14 protein-coding genes are annotated in these 14,812 nt (G+C 63.5%); 5 read left to right on the top strand and 9 right to left on the bottom strand.

All coding sequences use genetic code 11. From position 1 onward, the window contains the following. Positions 1–17 precede the first annotated feature (17 nt). Genes Tal182_RS23995 through Tal182_RS23970 form a run of 6 tightly spaced genes read right to left on the bottom strand, consistent with a single transcriptional unit; the run spans position 18 to position 6,777 of the window. Entirely contained in the window at positions 18–1,328 is a 1,311-nt protein-coding gene (locus tag Tal182_RS23995) for an alanine racemase (protein WP_085861284.1), read from the bottom strand. Then, a complete protein-coding gene (locus Tal182_RS23990) occupies positions 1,321–2,277 on the bottom strand; it encodes an amidohydrolase family protein (RefSeq protein WP_085861283.1) in 957 nt (318 codons plus the stop codon). Before Tal182_RS23990 ends, Tal182_RS23995 begins: the two co-directional genes overlap by 8 nt. Beyond that, the gene (locus Tal182_RS23985; protein ID WP_085861340.1) at positions 2,274–3,215 is read right to left on the bottom strand and encodes an ABC transporter permease; all 942 of its coding nucleotides are present in this window, start codon (positions 3,213–3,215) and stop codon (positions 2,274–2,276) included. Before Tal182_RS23985 ends, Tal182_RS23990 begins: the two co-directional genes overlap by 4 nt. After that, entirely contained in the window at positions 3,212–4,174 is a 963-nt protein-coding gene (locus Tal182_RS23980; protein ID WP_085861282.1) for an ABC transporter permease, read from the bottom strand. Before Tal182_RS23980 ends, Tal182_RS23985 begins: the two co-directional genes overlap by 4 nt. Beyond that, positions 4,171–5,685, bottom strand: coding sequence for a sugar ABC transporter ATP-binding protein (locus tag Tal182_RS23975; protein ID WP_085861281.1), 1,515 nt, complete (start codon positions 5,683–5,685; stop codon positions 4,171–4,173). Before Tal182_RS23975 ends, Tal182_RS23980 begins: the two co-directional genes overlap by 4 nt. 21 nt (positions 5,686–5,706) lie before the next feature. Further along, complete coding sequence (locus Tal182_RS23970; RefSeq protein WP_085861280.1) at positions 5,707–6,777, bottom strand: ABC transporter substrate-binding protein; 1,071 nt, start codon at positions 6,775–6,777, stop codon at positions 5,707–5,709. Between the two features lie 220 nt (positions 6,778–6,997). Here Tal182_RS23970 and Tal182_RS23965 point away from each other — a divergent pair, with 220 nt between their 5' ends. From Tal182_RS23965 to Tal182_RS23945, 5 genes are all read left to right on the top strand, one after another. Next, on the top strand, positions 6,998–7,783 hold the full coding sequence (locus tag Tal182_RS23965) for an IclR family transcriptional regulator (RefSeq protein ID WP_085861279.1): 786 nt from the start codon (positions 6,998–7,000) through the stop codon (positions 7,781–7,783). Positions 7,784–8,084: 301 nt separating this feature from the next. Next, positions 8,085–9,437: an LLM class flavin-dependent oxidoreductase gene (locus Tal182_RS23960; protein ID WP_085861278.1), complete on the top strand. Its 1,353-nt coding sequence runs from the start codon at positions 8,085–8,087 to the stop codon at positions 9,435–9,437. Between the two features lie 10 nt (positions 9,438–9,447). Further along, positions 9,448–10,299, top strand: a complete 852-nt coding sequence (locus Tal182_RS23955; protein ID WP_085861277.1) for an ABC transporter permease — start codon at positions 9,448–9,450, stop codon at positions 10,297–10,299. A 38-nt stretch (positions 10,300–10,337) separates the two neighbouring features. After that, positions 10,338–11,321 carry an ABC transporter substrate-binding protein gene (locus Tal182_RS23950; protein WP_085861276.1) on the top strand — a complete coding sequence of 328 codons (984 nt, stop codon included), beginning with the start codon at positions 10,338–10,340 and terminating at the stop codon, positions 11,319–11,321. Between the two features lie 9 nt (positions 11,322–11,330). Continuing rightward, positions 11,331–12,101, top strand: a complete 771-nt coding sequence (locus Tal182_RS23945; RefSeq protein ID WP_085861275.1) for an ABC transporter ATP-binding protein — start codon at positions 11,331–11,333, stop codon at positions 12,099–12,101. Between the two features lie 39 nt (positions 12,102–12,140). Here Tal182_RS23945 and Tal182_RS23940 read toward each other — a convergent pair whose 3' ends face one another. From Tal182_RS23940 to Tal182_RS23930, 3 genes are all read right to left on the bottom strand, one after another. Continuing rightward, the gene (locus Tal182_RS23940) at positions 12,141–12,563 is read right to left on the bottom strand and encodes a type II toxin-antitoxin system VapC family toxin (RefSeq protein ID WP_085861274.1); all 423 of its coding nucleotides are present in this window, start codon (positions 12,561–12,563) and stop codon (positions 12,141–12,143) included. Beyond that, positions 12,560–12,826, bottom strand: coding sequence for a type II toxin-antitoxin system Phd/YefM family antitoxin (locus tag Tal182_RS23935; protein WP_085861273.1), 267 nt, complete (start codon positions 12,824–12,826; stop codon positions 12,560–12,562). The genes Tal182_RS23940 and Tal182_RS23935 overlap by 4 nt, the downstream gene beginning before the upstream one ends. Before the next feature lie 136 nt (positions 12,827–12,962). After that, positions 12,963–14,777: a chloride channel protein gene (locus Tal182_RS23930; RefSeq protein WP_085861272.1), complete on the bottom strand. Its 1,815-nt coding sequence runs from the start codon at positions 14,775–14,777 to the stop codon at positions 12,963–12,965. Positions 14,778–14,812: the final 35 nt, after the last annotated feature.

Below are 14,812 nucleotides of genomic sequence, written 5' to 3'. Positions count from 1 at the left end.
GCTTTTTGAAGGAGAGGTCAGCCGAAGCTTGTGAGATAGGCCGCCGTCACCGAATGCTCGGGGTCGAGACCATAGAGAATGGCATACCGGTCAAGGCAGGTGCATGGATGCGAGATGCCGAACTCGATTACGTCGCCGACGCGGACGTCACTCGCCTCGGCAAGGGCGACGAAGGCGTGTTGATCGTTGAGTCGGAAAACCTCGGCGCCTTTGAGGTCGCCGAGGCATGCCCCATCGCGATAGAGCGCCAGCGGCCGTGGCAGGCCCTGGTCCATCGCCACGTCGCGCATGCCCATGCCTGAGATCGCAAGCCGCGGCTCCGGCCGCGACAGGACTTCGGCCCAGACTCGCAGCGCCGGACGAAACCCTGCCGCCGCCGAAAGCGTCTCGCCAGCCACACGGAAACCGCCGCGCGCATCGAGACCGGCAAGGCCGCGCTCGTAGACGCCGTGATCATGGAAGAAGATGGCGCCGCTACGCAGGATCAGCCGGCAGACCGGATCGGCCGCAACCGCGGCCGAAAGCCCGGCGATCACGACATCGAAAAACACCGAGCCGCCGGCCGTCACAAGAAGCGGCCGGTCAGAGCCGGTGCGGGCGCGCACCTTCGGCAGAAAATCTGCCGTCATTGCCATCAAAGTCTCGATGCGAAGCATCGTCTCTGCCGCATCGGCGGTCGCGGCAGCACCTTCATAGGCGGCGATGCCGCTCAACCGGAAGGTCGACGTCTCGGCGGCAAGGATCGCATCGAGAACTGCCTCAGCGGCAGCGGCGCTGCGGATGCCGGCCCGGCCGGCGCCGAGCTCCACCAGCAGGCCAAGAGGCGGCAGGTCCATACGCTCTCGCCACGCGGATCGGAGCGCTTCGACCAGCGCTGCCGAATCCACGAAGACGTGGAGTTCCGCATCGGGATACTGGCCGAGCAAAGCCGCAAGCCGTCGGGCGGCGGCCACGCCGCCGATCTCGTTGGCGAGGATCAGGCGGCGTTGTCCCGCCTCGAGCAGGACGGCGGCCTGGCGGATATCGGCGACTGTCGTGCCCCAGGCACCCGCCGTCACAAGCGCCTTTGCCAGCACCGTCGACATCGGCGTCTTGGCATGCGGCGCAATTTCGGCGCCGTGGCTTTTCACATAAGCCATCATCAGTTCGACATTGGCGGAGAAGGCCTGCCGGTCGAGCGAGATCAGCGGCAGAGCCATCGTGCCGTCATAGGGCTTCCATCCCTGCTTGCCGATTTCAGAGAGCGAAAGCGGCGGATGGCCCGGCGGAAAGCCTCGCACCCGCTCATCGATCAGCAGGTTTTCCCACGCAGCATGAAGGTCAGACATGGCAACCCCTCCGGGCGTCGGCCGGGTCGGCGATGCCGAGACGGTAGGTGTCGTTGGCGGTGGCAAGGAACAGAGCGCGCTGCTCGTCCGGAGAGAGCTGCGAGGCGACCGTACGGAAAATCTCATAGATCTCGTCGAAAGAGGCGTGCAGACCTGCTACCGGAAAATCGCTCGCAAACATCGAACGTTCAGGCCCGAAACAATCGAGGCAATGCTCGATCACCGGCCGCAGGCTTTCGAGTGTCCAGTCATTGTCGTAGGCGACGAGATCGGAAATCTTGAGCCGCACGTTGGCCTCTCTGCCGAGCGCCCGCAGGCCGCGGCGCCAGAGCGCCATGCCCTCCTGCGTCCGGTCAGCGGGGCTTCCGCCGTGATTGAGGACGAAAAGCGTTTCCGGAAAAGCCCGGACGAGCTCAAGCGCGTCATCCATCTGCCAGGGATAAAGCATCAGGTCGAAGACCAGCCCGAGCCGCGTGGCATGGGCAAGCCCCGCCCGCCAGACGGGATCCCTCATGCGATCCGGACGCGACGCAAAACTCTTGGCCACATCGGGATGCCAGCTCAGAATATCGCGGATGCCGACGACGTCGGAGTTTTCCGCTTCCGCCTCGAGCAGGCGCGCGGCGTCCGGCCGGTCGAGGGCAATGCCGGCGATAAAACGGTGCGCCACGCCGGAGCGGCGGTCGAGCCCATCCAGCCAGCGGCTCTCCTCCAGCGGATAGGCAGCGGACCAGCCGGCCTCGACATGAACGGTCGCAACCACATTCTGGCGCGCGGCGTCGGCGCGATAATCCTCGATGCCATAGTCGCGCAGGATCGGTGCCAAGCTCCCGAACACCATCCCTTCACCGGATGCCCGCGCCTTCTCAAGCCAGGGATGACGCTGCAGGCCGAGGTCCCAGAGATGATGGTGCGGATCGATCACCGGCCCATCGTAGCGTCCCGTCATCGGCGCGCCTCGCGGCCGGAAACGAGCAGGAGGGCGAGGATCAGCGTGCCGAACATGATCGACCGCCAGCCAGGCGAGGCGTTGACGACGGTGATCAGCGCCGTCGCCGTCACAAGCAGGATCGCTCCCGGAACGGTCCCGGCATAGGTGCCGCGGCCACCGAGAATCGAGGTGCCGCCGAGCACGACGGCGGCGATCGAGGTCAGCAGATGGGGATCGCCGATGCCGACATAACCCTGCCGGTTCATGCCGAGAACCAGAATGCCGGCAAGGCCGGCGAAAAAGCCAGACAGGGTATGGGCGATCAGCGTGTTGCGCGTGACGCTGACGCCGGAAAGCCGGGCGGCCAGCGGGTTCGCCCCAACCGCGAGGAAACGGGCGCCGATCGGCATGCGGTGGACGAGCAGCAGGACGACGACCGCAACGACGAGCCACAGAATGATGCCCGAGGGAATGCCGAGCGGCCGCGCCTGCCCGAGCAGGATGACTGCGGGATTGCTGACGGTGACGGCGCTGCCGCCGGCGACGATGACGAGCAAGCCCTGCAGGAAGGTCGCCATGGCAAGTGTCATGATGATCGGCGGCACGCGGAGATAGGTGGAACCCGCGCCGTTCATCAAACCGATGCCGGTGGCGATGGCAAGCGCCGCCGCGATGCCGGCAAGGCCGGTCGGATCCCAAGCCGGCGAGATCAGGGGCAACAGGATCGCCGTGACGGTGATAACCGCGCCGACGGAAAGATCGATGCCGCCCATCAGAATAACCAGCGTCTGCCCGGCGGCAACGATGCCGATCACGGCGGCGAGCTCGAGAAGGTAGCGCAAATGGCCGTAGGCGCCGAAGCCCCGCAGCGTGAAGCTTGCGACGATCCACACGAGCGCCACCAGAAGGAAGGTCAGCAGCGGCGGGTTGCGGAATGCTGATCTGACGATGTTCAACGTCTTGCCCTCCACGCGCCGAGAAGTTCCGGAACGGCAACCGCGCCGACGATGATCAAGCCTTGAGCGACATATTGCGCCACCGGCGGGAAGCCGAGGAAGAACATGACGTTGATCATGACCGAGAGCAGCAGGCTGCCGCAGATCGCACCGCGCATCGTGCCCTTGCCGCCGAGGAAGCCGACGCCGCCGAGCACGGCGGCAGCGATCGAGTTTAGCGTGAAGGGCGTGCCGATGACAGGATCGCCGGAGCCGGTCTGCGCGGCGACGAAGAGGCCGGTCAGCGCAGCCAGCAGACCGGAGAGCGCGAAAGCCGTGACCTTCACCCGTTCGACGGGAACGCCGGAACGGAACGCCCCGACCGGGTTGTCGCCGGCCGCATAGATGCCGAGACCGAGCGGCGTCGCCAGGAAGGCTTTCCAGAGCGCCAGGATCACCGCCAGCATCAGAAAGGCGACGGGCGTATGGCCGGCCAGCACCGTCGACAGCCAGTCGGGAACGGTGCCACCCGGCCGCGGCAGCAGAATGAGTGCGACGCCGCTGATGATGAAGGAGCCGGCGAGCGTGACGATGATCGCAGGAAGCCTCAGATAGGTGACGATGGCGCCGGTGAAGGCGCCGACCGCAAGGCCGGCGGCGGCGACCGCGAGAATGCCGCCCGGCACGCCGAGCGGCCCTTCCATCGTCGTCGCGGCGATGACCGCGCCGAGGCTGACGAGCGGACCGATCGCCAGCGTGATGCCGCCATTCAGCATGAGCAGCGCCTGCGCCATGGTGACGAGTGCGAGCGGGAACCAGTTCTGCGTGAACTTCGAGAAGCCGCCGATCGAAAGGATGCCCGGGAAGAGCATCGCATAGAGGATAAGAAAGGTTGCGACGACAAGATAGAGGCCGGAGAGGCCGCGATTGCGGCGCATCTGGATCGAGGGATAGAGCCGGGATGAGGAATTGGTGTTCATGCCGCCTCTCCCCGCGCCGTGGTGTTGACGCCCATGGCCGCACCGACGATCGCCCTTTCGCTGATCTCATCCTGCGACAGCATCGCCGCGACGCGCCCTTCGCGCAGAACCACGACACGATCGCAGAGATGCACGAGTTCCGGCGTATCGGAGCTGGCAAGGATGATGAGCCGCCCTTCGGCGGCGAAGGCGCGGAGCATGAGATAGATTTCCCGCTTGGTCTCGATGTCGACGCCGCGGGTGGGATCGTTAAGCAGCAGAACGGCAGGATCGAGTGGCAGCCATTTGGCAAGCGCCACCTTCTGCTGATTGCCGCCGGAAAGCGCCTGTACCGGGCGGGCCGTATCACCTTTGATCGTCAGGCGGTGCGCGAGATCGGTGATCAAGCCGGTTTCCGCCGGCCGGTCGCGCAGGCCCTTGAGGGCGAGCCGCCCGAGCGAGGGCAGGATGAGATTGGAGGCGATGGAATGCGGCAGCACCAGCCCCTCATGCTTGCGGTCGGCCGGGACATAGACGATCCCTGCCGCATTCGCCTCGGCGACATCAGCGGGCAGGCCAGGGTTGCCGGATATTTCCGCTCGGGCGGCTGCGGCCGGAATGGCGCCGTAGAGGCCAAGCAGCAGGTCTTCCTGCCCTTGCCCCACGAGCCCGCCGATGCCGACGATCTCGCCGGAGCGGGCGGAGAAAGCGATGTCGCGAACCATGCCGGCGGAAAAGCCTTCGACGCTGATGCGCATGACACCGGGTGTCGTGGCGCCGCGCGGCGGGAACAGGTCGCCGGTCTCGCGGCCGACCATGAGACGCACCAACCCTTCGCCGTCGATGCCGGAGAGCGACTGATCCGCAGTGACCCCGCCGTCTTTCAGCACCGTGACATGCGAGCAGAGCGCCTGCACCTCGTTCAGACGGTGCGAAATATAGAGGAGTGCCATGCCGCGACCCTTGAGCGTCTCGATCAGCCGAGCAAGGATGCCGGCTTCATGGGCCGAGAGTGACGAGGTCGGCTCGTCGAGGATCAGCACGCGCGGTTTGCGGAACAGCGCCTTGGCGATCTCCACCATCTGGCGGCGGCCGAGCGCGAGGTCGGCGACCGGCATGTCGAGCGGTTCGGTGAGCCCCACCATGCCGCACACCTCCTGCACCCGGCGATGAAGCGCTCGGTAATCGATGAGACCGAAGCGGCGCGGAAAGGCGCCGAGCCCGATATTTTCGGCAATCGAGAGACTGGCCGTCAGGCTCAGCTCCTGCTGAACCACAGCGATACCGGCTTTGCGGGCCGCCGCCGGGCTGAAACGCCCGACGGGTTTCCCGTCGACAAGGATAGACCCGCCGTCGGGCTGGAGGGCGCCGGACAGGAGGTTGATCAGAGTGGACTTGCCGGCGCCGTTTTCGCCGAGCAGGGCGTGAACCCTGCCCGGCAGAAGGGCGATGTCGACGCCCTTCAAAACCGGATTACCGAAAAATCCCTTGAACAGCTGCCGGGCTTCCAGCAGGGGGTTTTCTTCCGTCATGACGACGTCCCCAGACGCGGATCACTTGGTCAGCAGCTTGTCGAAGAGCGCCTTGTCGTAGTCCGAATAGATATAGCCGTCGGCGGGGAACTTGTCGGCGCGCGCGAGATAGCTGCCGATCGAGCTGTCGTCGATAACAGGCAGCGGCACCTTGACGAAGGCAGGGACATCCTTGCCTTGCAGCGCCTGGACGGCGGTATAGACGGAAAGCGCGCCGAGCCAGTTGGGCTGCATCGTCGCCCAGCCCTTCAGCCCCTTCTCCTTCCAGAGTTCGAGAAATTGGCGGGCATTTTCCCCTGTCGTCGGCACCTGATCGCGGCCCTGACGCTCGAAGGCGAGAACGGAACCGGCCGACAAGGCGCCGCCGAGCGACAGCACGCCATCGATTTCCGGATTGGCGAAAAGCAGGCTTGTCATCGCTTCCTGTGCCGGCGCGACATTATATTCCGTGTTGGTCTCGGTGATCACCTGGATGCCTGGGTTGGCATCGAGAACCGGCTGTGCGCCCTTGCGGCGGTCGTCGCTCACCGAAATGCCGGCAGGGCCGTTCATGACGATGATCTTGCCCTTGCCGCCGAGCTGGCCGACCATCCACTTGGCAGCCGTCGCGCCCCATTCGTTGGAATCGGTGTTGATCTTCGCCGTCACCTTGTCGGTATTGACCAGGCTGTCGAAATTCACCACCGCGATACCCTTGTCGCAGGCGTCGGAGATGACGCGGTCCAGAGCGGTGGAGGAACCGGCGATTACGACAATGGCGTCGACATTGGCGTCGATCATCGACTGAATATGCTGGATCTGTGTCTGGGCATTGCCCTGCGCGTCCGTGATCATCAGGTCTTTGACGAGGCCTGCCTTTTTCAACTCTTCCACTTCAGCCGTGATCGTGCCTTCGGTCTGTTTCATCCAGGTCGGCACCGAATAGATATTCGCCCAGCCGATCGTGAAAGGCGCCTTCCTGTCCCCCTTGATGCAACTGGCGGCAGCCGAGGCCGAGCCGGTGGAAAGAACGAGAAGGGCGGCAGCAGCGGCAGCGCCGGCGAGAAGGCGGCGGCGACGCGAGGCAGAAATGCTGTTTTCAAAATTTTTCATGTCGATCCCCTTTTGTGTGGCAGCGTTAACGCTTGCCATCTGTTTTTGTCCAATATAATGTACATGTGATCTAAATACCGGACGCGCCGATCTTATGCCGATTTTTCCGCCTCGCAAGAGGGATGAAAAAAATTTTCGTCGACCGGGAACAACAGGATCGGTTGACAGATGCGGCAGAGGGTTTGAAAAGCTTGGCCGGACAGAAATTGGGATGACAGCAATGGACGCAATTCAGGACGAGGCGATCGGCAAGCGTGCCCGAGGGCTCGACCGCGCCTTCGAAATCCTCGATTTCCTGCGCCAGAAGCGGCAGGCTTTGAAGCCGAATGAAATAGCAGCGCAGATCGGCGCACCGCGCTCATCGGTCTACGAGCTCGTCAACCTGCTGCTGAGCAATGGCATTCTCGAATTCACGGGCGGCGAGGGGCGCGTCTATCTCGGCCGCAAGCTTTATTTCCTCGGCGCTGCCTATGAAAACCATTTCGATTTCACCCGCGAATGCGAGGCGGCACTGGAACAGCTCGCCGACGAAACGCGGGAGACGGCGCAGTTCTGCATGCTGGACGGAAACAAATATACGGTCGTGCGCATGCGCGAAGGCGCACGGCCATTCCGCATTTCGACCGATATCGGCCAGTCGGTGCCGATCCCGTGGACAGCCTCCGGACGTCTGCTCGTCGCGCATCTGTCGGATCAGGAGATCCTGAACTTCATTCCATCGCAGGATTTTCGTCTGCCGAACGGCGAATGGCTCGATCCGCAAAGCTTCATCGTCGAGGTCCGCCAGGCCGAGCGAGAAGGTCTCTTCACCTTCAACAGCATCGTCGACAGCTTTACCCATTGTTTTGCCGTGCCGGTGCGGGGCGAGGAGGGTCATGCGGCTGCAACGCTCTGCCTGGTCACGCCGCGCGACGACGGCATCGCGAACCGCGACCGCTACCTCGACTGCCTGAAAAAGGCCGCCACCGGCCTGGAGCATGCCCCGGCCCGGCCGAAACGGAGCTGATACCCGGGACACGAACACGCATTGATCGCCGGCGACACTTCCTGCGGGAAGCCGCACCGAGCCGCGTGCTTCCTTAAATCATAGCGCGCTCGCGCTCGTTCTCTGCCGCGTGCATATCGAAGAGCCGCCGCAGGACGAGCCATGTCTCGTTGCGCGCTTCGATGTTGATTTCCAGTTTCAGTGCAATCCCGCAAATCTATTCACTCTTCTCCCGAAACTACGGAATGAAGTTTCTCTATAAAATTTATAGAGTACGTATTTTAACATTCCGACAACAGACGGCAAACGGAGAGGACGCGAAATGACACGGAAAATCAGGCTTGGGGCATTTCTTCCTGGCGGCGGACAGCATGTTGCCTCCTGGCGCCATCCCGACCAGCCGGCCGACGGTGCCACCAGTTTCGAATTTCACAAAAGGCTTGCTTTGACAGCCGAACGCGGTCTCTTCGACGCCTATTTCCTGGCCGACGGCCTGGCTGTCGGTTTTGGCGGTGCGCGTGAAGGCGGCAACGCCCGCGTGGCCGGCTTCGAGCCCGTCACATTGTTCTCCGCGCTTGCGCCTCTGACCACCCATCTCGGCTTCATCGCGACGTCTTCGACCACCTATGAAGAGCCTTATACCACGGCCCGCAAGTTCGCTTCGCTCGACCTGATCTCGGACGGCCGCGCCGGCTGGAACGTTGTCACCACGACAGGTGACCTCACGGCGCAGAACTTCAACCGCGATACCCAGCTTCCGCATGCCGAGCGGTATCGCCGCGCCGCTGAGCACGTCGAGGTCGTCCGCAAACTCTGGGAAAGCTTCGAGGACGACGCCTTCATCCGCGACAAGGAGACCGGCGTGTTCTTCGACCCGGCGAAGCTGCACGACACCGACCATCGCGGCGAGCACTTCAGCGTGCGCGGCCCGCTCAACGTCTCGCGCTCGCCGCAGGGGCACCCGGTCATCGTGCAGGCAGGACAGTCGGAAGACGGGCGCGGGCTCGCCGCAGCAACCGCCGAAGTCATCTTCACCGCCCACCAGCATATCGAAACCGCCCAGGAGTTTTATCGGGACATCAAGGCACGCGCCCGTGATCTCGGTCGAAATCCCGATCACGTCCTGGTTATGCCCGGCGTCTCCGCTTTCGTCGGCAGGACCGAAGCCGAGGCATGCGAAAAATACGAACATCTGACCTCGCTGATCGTCGAAGAAGACGGGATCGGCCTCCTCAACGGCCTGACCGGCGGCACACTCGACCTGCACGGTTACGATCTCGACGGGCCTCTTCCGCCCGCACCGCCGACCGAAGGCATGAAGAGCCGCCAGGCCCTCATCCGCCAGATCGCAGACGAAAACAACTTCACCATCCGCCAGCTCTATCAGTGGATCGCCTCAGCCCGCGGCCACTACACGATCGTCGGCACGGCCGAGCAGATCGCCGATACGCTGCAGACATGGTTCGAGAACGAAGCCGCCGACGGCTTCAACATTTTGCCGCCCTGGCTGCCGACGGCGCTCGACGACTTTGTCGATCTCGTTATTCCGGAACTCCAGCGCCGCGGCCTGTTCCGCACTGCCTATGAAGGCAAGACGCTCCGGGAAAATCTCGGCTTGCCTTTCCCGACAAACCGCTGGGCTGCCGGACGCACCGTCCTTGAGGCAGCGGAGTGAGGAGAAACCCATGGCCTACGAAATCAATCAGGCTCTTCCGAGAAGCTTCGGCCGGCTGATAAGCAGCAAAAGCAGTAGTTCCCCTCTGGTCTCCCATGTCCGCGGAGTGCTCGCGGCATTTCTGCCGCGCTACGGTCTGCTCATCAGCTTCCTCGTGCTCTGGCAGGTGTCGAGCACCCGGGGCTGGATCAATCCCGCCATTTTCCCGCCCTTGAACGTGATCCTGTCGGCGCTCTGGACCAACCTTGCCAATGGCGCGTTGCTCGACGACATCGCCATCAGCCTGCAGCGATCCGGCACCGCCTTCGCCTTTGCCGTCGTGGTCGGGATTCCGCTCGGCCTGTTCATGGGCCAGTTTCGGGCCGTCGAGCAGGCGCTAGACCCGATCCTGCAGCTCTTCCGGCAGACCTCGGCGCTGGCGCTCTATCCGGTCTTCATCCTGCTGCTCGGCCTCGGCGAAACATCGAAGATCTTCGTGATCTTCTGGGCGACGCTGTTTCCGGTGCTGCTCGCCACGATCGGCGGCGTCAAGGAGGTGGACCAGAAGCTCATCGAGATGGCGCGGACCTACGGCGCCGGATCGCTGACCGTTTTCCGCCGCGTCATCCTGCCGGCCTCCGTTCCCGCGATCTTCGTCGGCCTGCGTCTTTCGGCGACGACTGCGCTTCTGCTGCTGATCGCCGCCGAGATGATCGGCGCCAACAAGGGCATCGGCTTCCAGGTGATGAACGCCCAGTACAATTTCCAGATCCCGCTGATGTTTGCGGCGATCCTGCTGCTCGCCTTCCTCGGGCTTGCCGCCAATGCCCTGCTCGTTCTGCTGCAGCGCCGCCTCTGCCGCTGGTCGCAGCCGAACGCCTGACCTCTTCCTTCGATTTCCCTCTTCCGAAAGGACTTTCCATGACCTTCCATCCCCGCAACCTTCTCCTGCCGGCCGTGATCGCTCTCGGTCTTGCCACACCGGCCGCCGCCGCCGACACGGTGAAGCTGCGCTATCTCGCAAGCCAGGGCGGCCTCGCCGCCCATGAACTCGCCGACGCGCTCGGCTATTTCAAGGACACCGGCATCACGTTCGAGAATGTCGGCTATGCCCAGGGCGGCCCGGCCTCTCTCATTGCCCTTGCATCCGGCGACGTGGAGATCGGCAGCGCCGCCACCTCCGCCGTCCTGAATTCGATCATCGGCGGCAACGACTTCGTTGCTGTCTATCCCTCAAACGGCATCAATGACGAAGTGCAGTCGACCTTCTACGTGCTGGAAGACAGCCCGATCAAAACAATCAAGGACATTGCCGGCAAGAGCATCGCGGTCAACACGCTTGGTGCGCATCTCGACTATACCATCCGCGAGGCCCTGCATTCCGTCGACCTGCCGACGGACGCGGCCAATCAGGTCGTCGTTCCTGGACCCCAGCTCGAGCAGGTGCTGCGCTCGAAGCAGGTCGATATCGCCGCCTTCGGCTATTGGCAGACGACCTTCGAAGGTGCTGCGCTCAAGAACGGCGGCCTGCGTCCGGTTTTCGACGATACCGACGTGTTGGGAGACATTGCCGGCGGCTTCGTGGTCCTGCGCCGTGATTTCATCAAGCAACATCCGGTGGCCTCGAAAATCTTCGTCGAGCAGTCGGCCCGTGCTCTCGACTATGCCCGCGAGCATCCCGAGGAAACCAAGAAGATCCTGGCCAAGACGCTCGCCGAACGAGGCGAGAATCCCGACATCGCGCAGTATTTCCGCGGCTACGGCGTGCGCGCCGGCGGCCTGCCGGTCGAGCGCGACATCCAGTTCTGGATCGACGTCCTGGTGCGCGAAGGCAAGCTGAAGCAAGGCCAGCTGGCGGCCAAGGACATTCTCTTTACCGCCGACGCCAAGCCGGCAAGCAATTGAGGAACGACGATGAGCGTCGCTGAGGATATTCGCCGCGGGGAGGTGACGATCCGTCACCTCTCCAAATCCTACAGGCTGAACGGCAAACCCCTGCAGGTTCTCAAGGATATCAATCTCAACATCCGCTCCGGCGAAAGCCTCGCCATCGTCGGCGCCAGCGGTTCGGGCAAGACGACCCTGCTCAGGGTTCTCGCCGGGCTGGAGGAGTCCGATACCGGAGAGGTGCTGGTCGACGGCAAGGCGATACGAGGCGTCGGCGCGGAGCGCGCCGTCATCTTCCAGGAGCCGCGTCTTCTTCCTTGGCTCACGGTGCTCGACAACGTCGCCTTCGGACTGAAAACGAGAGGCCTCTCTCACGAGCAGGCGAGGGGGCGGGCACGCCACTATGTCAAGCTCGTCGGCCTGCAGCAATTCGAAGCGGCCTACCCCCGGCAGCTCTCCGGCGGCATGGCGCAGCGCGTCGGCATCGCCCGGGCGCTTGCCGTTCAGCCCGAAATCCTGCTGCTCGACGAACCGCTCGGTGCACTCGACGCAATGACCAAGATCGGTATGCAGCAGGAACTCGCCCGGATCTGGCGCGACGAGGATGTGACGACCATTCTCGTCACCCACGATCTCGAAGAGGCAATCTATCTTGCCGACCGGATCCTGATCCTGGCGCGGGAAAAGGGAGCAGCGCCGCGCCTGATCGACATCGATCTGCCGCGTCCCCGCGATCGCAGCGCACCGGAATTCGTCCGGCACCGCGAGGAACTGCTGAACCTGTTCGGATTGCACTGAAAACTGCGGCCTCTATGGGTTCTGCAGGCTGGAGATATTTCACCCGGCCCAGGGATCGATCAGTTCGATCCCAAAACCCTCGAAATCCCTAATGTTGCGCGTCGCGAGGCTGAAATGATGAGCAATCGCTGTCGCCGCGATCAGGCCGTCCATCGACGACAGGCCGCGGCCACTCCGTTTTGCATGGCCCATAAGGTCTCCCCAGGCCAGGGCAACCGGTTCATCCACCGGAATGATGCGATGCTCGAAGCGTTGCGTCAGGTCGTGGGCGAGCCATTCGGCGAGCGCGTCGCGTTTGCGTCCCTTGTCCATCAGCGCAACGCCGCGCCGGATCTCCGCTACCGACACGATGCTGATGAAGGAATGATCCTCGTCGAGCTTGCCCAGCCATTCAAGGACGCGCACGTCGGGGTTCGGCTTGGTCACCTCGGACAGGACATTGGTATCCAGCAAAAGCTTCACAGCGCCGGATCACGCGGTTCATCGCGTTGACGTTCAAGGTCCAGATCGGCGCCGCGTAAGGGCGATTGCATCAGAAATTCGGCAAGCGTTCCCTTGCGGGCGGTCTTCCGCTGCCATTCCTCGGCAGAGACGACGACGACACTGGGCTTGCCGTTGCGTGTGATTGTCTGCGGCGCGGATTGCGCGCGTTCGATGACCTCGGAAAGCTTCGCCTTTGCGCTGGCAACGGTCCAGCTTTCATCGGCTTGCGGTGGCGGCTGCATCGCGCATCTCCTGACCAGAATGACTATAGTGACTATATAAGCCGAAACTGGGTGAGTGGCAAGCAGCCGTCATTGGTTCGCTTGTGTGGGCCGAAGACGCTCGGCTCACACATTGCCAGGAAAAGACCGCAGACCGTTATGAAGGCCTGCTCCTCGCTCCGGCCGTCAGATAAGGCCGCCGGTCCAGTTCCGCCGACCGATAGGAGCTGCGCAGCCGCAGCAGATCCTTGCGGGCGATCAGACCGCACAGCTTGCCCGATGCTGGATCGACGATCGGAATGCGGCCGCTGTCCGTCGACAGCATCAGGTCGGCGATGAAGGCGACCGTATCATCGGGATGCCCGACTGGCACGGAGTCATCGGTTACATTTTCCGCAAGCGTCTGGGCGGCGAGATCAGGCTTCCCCTGCCAGAGAAGGGCCTCGGCCCGTGATACGATGCCGGCCAGCCTGCCCGCAGCATCGACCACCGGATAGATCCGGTGCGTTTTTTCTTGAGAGACGAACAAGTCGCATACCTGACCGACCGTCATGCTGACAGGAAGCGTGTCGACATCGCTGATCATGATCTCCCTGGCTCGGGACAGCTCGAACGGATCGACGCCATATTCGCGGGTAATGTGCTGGCCGCGGCGCGCGATCTTCTCGGTGAGGATCGAGCGGCGCAGCAGCAGGACCGTGACGGCATAGGCCACCACCGTTGCCGCGAGCAGGGGAACGAGGGTGCTGACGTCGCCGGTGATTTCCATTGCGAAGAAGGTCCCCGTCAGCGGTGCGCGCATGGTTCCACCCATCATCGCGGCCATTCCGAGCAGTGCCCAGAAGCCGGGATCGTTGCCCGGCATGGCAATGCCGACCAGCCATCCGAGTGCGCCGCCGAAAATCAGGAGCGGCGCGAGCACGCCGCCCGAAGTGCCGGACGACAGGGCAAACAGCCAGATGATCGTCTTCACCAGCAGGATCGACAGTACGGCCGGTGCGAGCAACCGGTTGTTGAGCAGCCCGTCGATGATGTCGTATCCGACGCCCATGGCCCGCGGTTCGATCAGACCACTGAGACCGATGACGAGACCGCCAAGCGCCGGCCACCACATCCAGTGGATCGGCAATGCTTCGAACAGGTCCTCGATCTTGTAGAGCAGCGTCGTCAGCAAGCCGGATTGCAGACCTGAAATGATGCCCATTGCCGCACAGGCGAAAATTCCCCACCAGGGCAGGGTCACCTGGAAATGGGTCGGGAACAGCGGCCCGGCGCCGAACAGCAGGGGGCGCCAGCAGATCGATACGCAGGCGGCAACGGCGACGGGAATGAAGCTGCGCGGCTTCCATTCGAACAACAGCAGTTCGACCGCCAGCATGACCGCGGCGATCGGCGAGCCGAAGATCGCCGTCATGCCTGCGGCGGCACCCGCGACGAGCAGCGTCTTCCGCTCGGCCGCGCTCATGTGAAAGAATTGGGCAAAAAGCGAGCCGATCGCGCCACCGGTCATGATGATCGGTCCCTCGGCGCCGAACGGACCGCCCGTTCCGATCGAGATCGCCGAAGACAGCGGCTTCAGGACAGCGACCTTCGGCGACATCCGGCTGCCGCCGATCAGGATGGCCTCGATCGCTTCCGGGATGCCGTGGCCGCGGATCTTCTCGGATCCGAAGCGGGCCATCAGCCCGATGACGAGCCCTCCGAGCGGCGGCACCAGCACCACCCACAGCGAACGCGTCACGCCTGCCAACGAGGCGGGCTCGATGCCGATCTTCCCGAACCAGATGACATTGGTCACCAGCGCGATAAGGCTGACGAGGCACCATGCTGCAAAGGCGCCGGCGGAGCCGATGATGATGGCCATGCCGATCAGGACGAGAACCCGCCTGTCGGTGGTGAAATCTCCGGCCTCGCGCCGGGAAAGACCGCCCGTAAAGTCGTGCGGCCGGTTGCTGGTTTGATGCTGCGACATGGAAGCCTCTGCTACGCGGAAATAGGTATGCTTGA

This window comes from Rhizobium sp. TAL182, from assembly GCF_002117725.1.
In the GTDB taxonomy this organism is placed as follows: domain Bacteria; phylum Pseudomonadota; class Alphaproteobacteria; order Rhizobiales; family Rhizobiaceae; genus Rhizobium; species Rhizobium esperanzae.
This window is presented reverse-complemented; position numbering and strand designations above follow the sequence as displayed.

Excerpts from the sequence above, each read along its gene's own strand:
- Tal182_RS23970 (WP_085861280.1), bottom strand. The coding sequence starts at position 6,777 with ATGAAAAATTTTGAAAACAGCATTTCTGCCTCGCGTCGCCGCCGCCTT.
- Tal182_RS23980 (WP_085861282.1), bottom strand. The coding sequence starts at position 4,174 with ATGAACACCAATTCCTCATCCCGGCTCTATCCCTCGATCCAGATGCGC.
- Tal182_RS23955 (WP_085861277.1), top strand. The coding sequence starts at position 9,448 with ATGGCCTACGAAATCAATCAGGCTCTTCCGAGAAGCTTCGGCCGGCTG.
- Tal182_RS23975 (WP_085861281.1), bottom strand. The coding sequence starts at position 5,685 with ATGACGGAAGAAAACCCCCTGCTGGAAGCCCGGCAGCTGTTCAAGGGA.
- Tal182_RS23950 (WP_085861276.1), top strand. The coding sequence starts at position 10,338 with ATGACCTTCCATCCCCGCAACCTTCTCCTGCCGGCCGTGATCGCTCTC.
- Tal182_RS23930 (WP_085861272.1), bottom strand. The coding sequence starts at position 14,777 with ATGTCGCAGCATCAAACCAGCAACCGGCCGCACGACTTTACGGGCGGT.
- Tal182_RS23965 (WP_085861279.1), top strand. The coding sequence starts at position 6,998 with ATGGACGCAATTCAGGACGAGGCGATCGGCAAGCGTGCCCGAGGGCTC.
- Tal182_RS23995 (WP_085861284.1), bottom strand. The coding sequence starts at position 1,328 with ATGTCTGACCTTCATGCTGCGTGGGAAAACCTGCTGATCGATGAGCGG.
- Tal182_RS23935 (WP_085861273.1), bottom strand. The coding sequence starts at position 12,826 with ATGCAGCCGCCACCGCAAGCCGATGAAAGCTGGACCGTTGCCAGCGCA.
- Tal182_RS23990 (WP_085861283.1), bottom strand. The coding sequence starts at position 2,277 with ATGACGGGACGCTACGATGGGCCGGTGATCGATCCGCACCATCATCTC.
- Tal182_RS23945 (WP_085861275.1), top strand. The coding sequence starts at position 11,331 with ATGAGCGTCGCTGAGGATATTCGCCGCGGGGAGGTGACGATCCGTCAC.
- Tal182_RS23960 (WP_085861278.1), top strand. The coding sequence starts at position 8,085 with ATGACACGGAAAATCAGGCTTGGGGCATTTCTTCCTGGCGGCGGACAG.